The 1,912-nt window shown below is 68.7% G+C and carries 2 protein-coding genes; both read left to right on the top strand.

From position 1 onward, the window contains the following. The first annotated feature begins 292 nt into the window (after positions 1 to 292). Positions 293 to 1,300, top strand: coding sequence for a serine/threonine-protein kinase (locus tag MJ783_RS21650; protein WP_239313328.1), 1,008 nt, complete (start codon positions 293 to 295; stop codon positions 1,298 to 1,300). Continuing rightward, on the top strand, positions 1,248 to 1,838 hold the full coding sequence (locus tag MJ783_RS21655) for a pentapeptide repeat-containing protein (RefSeq protein ID WP_370651772.1): 591 nt from the start codon (positions 1,248 to 1,250) through the stop codon (positions 1,836 to 1,838). Before MJ783_RS21650 ends, MJ783_RS21655 begins: the two co-directional genes overlap by 53 nt. Positions 1,839 to 1,912 lie beyond the last annotated feature (74 nt).

Raw genomic sequence — 1,912 nt, forward strand, 5'->3', positions numbered from 1 at the left:
GATGAAAAGTCTCGTTTGTGGTGTTCGTGGAGGTCCGCCGACGTTCGCCAGCTCGGGTCGGCGGGCCTCCGTCGTTCGTGGCCGTCCGCCGCTGTCCGCTCACGTTGCTGTCAGCGGTTGCTGTCGCTTCTTCGTCCAGCCGGAGGTGTTGCACCGAGTGGCGCAGGCCGGGCAGGCGGATGGCCTGCTGCCGGTTGGCGGTGGTTGGTTACAGTTACCCCTGTCCAGGGGGAGGGCGGCGGCTCGGACCGTCGGGGGCCCTCGACAGTCGCCAGGGGGGAGCGGCAGGGCCATGCCGGTAGACCGTGACCGTGTGGAGCGGGCGTTACCCGACCGCTACGAGCTGCGCGGCAGGCTCGGCGGTGGCGGTTTCGGCGATGTCTTCCAGATGTGGGACCGTCGACTGGAGCGGCTGGTCGCGGTCAAAGCGATAGCGGTGGAGGGTACCGACGGGCGTCAGCGCGCCAGCGACGAAGCGAAGCTCCTGGCCCGGCTGAACCACCCACACCTGGTCAACATCTTCGACGCGGATGACGTCGAGGGCCTCTTCCTGCTGGTCATGGAGTTCGTCGCCGGGAAATCCCTGGACAAAGTCAGCCACGGCCTCCTGGTGGAAACGGTGTGTGGGATCGGGCTGGCGGCCGGGGACGCGTTGGCGTATGTGCACGACAGGCCGATACTGCACCGTGACATCAAGCTGGCGAACCTTCTCCTCGCTGACGACGGCACCCTGAAGATTGTCGACTTTGGGATCGCGAAGCTGCTGGAGCACACCGCCGCGTTCGGGAGGACCGGGACGCCGTTCTGGATGGCGCCGGAACAGCGGAACTTCGGCGCGCTCGGCCCGGCGACCGATCTGTACTCGCTCGGGCTGGTGCTGTACTGGCTGCTTGCCGGGCGGCTGCCGGCACGTCCGCGGGTCGGGCCGTTGACCGGGGTGCACCCGGCACTGGCGAATGTGGTGATGCGGGCGGTGGAGGAGGACATCGACGCGCGCTACCCGTCGGCGCACGCGTTCGCCGTCGACCTCGCTGAGGCTGCCACGGAGGCGCTCGGAGCGGGCTGGCTCAAACGCAGCGGCCTGATCCTGCGGGTGGATGACGCGATCCGGGAGGCTGCGACCCGTCTGCCGTCCCCGCCGGTCGGGCCGACGCGCCGGTTCGGGGTGGATGTTCCGCCGGGGGGGGTTCAGCGGGCGGGAGCTGCGGGGGGCGGACCTGTCCGGGCTGGATTTGCGGGGCGCGGACTTGACGGGGATGGATTTGACCGGTGCCCGGCTGGTACACAGCACGTTGACTGACGCCGTGTTCCGGGAGGCGACGCTGGCGCACGCGGTGTTCGATCGCACGTCGCTGTCCGGGGCGGACCTGACTGGCGTCCGGCTGGTCCATGTGGATCTCACCGGTGTGGTCCTGACGGGCAGTCGTTGGCAGGGTGCGGTGTTGCTGTCCTGCCCGGTGGACCAGGCTGCCTTGGTCCGGGCGGAGCTGGCTGGTGCCGCGGTCACCGGCCGTGATTCGGCCGCGGTGGTGATACCGACCCCGATGGGCGGTGTCAATGCGGTCGTGTCCTCCCCGGACGGCACCCGGATCGTCTCCGCCGGCGACGATGGGACGGTGCGACTGTGGGATGCGGCCCGCGGCGATCTGACAGCCACGCTGATCGGGTTTGTAGGGGGATGGGCTGCCGTGGCTCCAAACGGCTCCTACAAGCTTGTGGGCGATCCCACCAACGCTCTCTGGTGGACGATCAAAAATGTTCGTTTTGAGGCCGGGGAACTCGACAGCCACATCCCGTCGATTCGACGGCTGTCCGACGATGTGCCGCTACCGCCGTGACGTCACCGGTATGAGGCACGCGGACTCGACGACGAGCACACGCCTGATCGCGGCGGCAGGTCAGCGACGCGTCC

Origin of the sequence: Protofrankia sp. Cj3 (assembly GCF_917627355.1) — a bacterium.
In the GTDB taxonomy this organism is placed as follows: domain Bacteria; phylum Actinomycetota; class Actinomycetes; order Frankiales; family Frankiaceae; genus Protofrankia.

Bases quoted from the DNA above. Each gene is read 5' to 3' on its own strand.
- MJ783_RS21650 (WP_239313328.1), top strand. From the start codon at position 293: ATGCCGGTAGACCGTGACCGTGTGGAGCGGGCGTTACCCGACCGCTAC.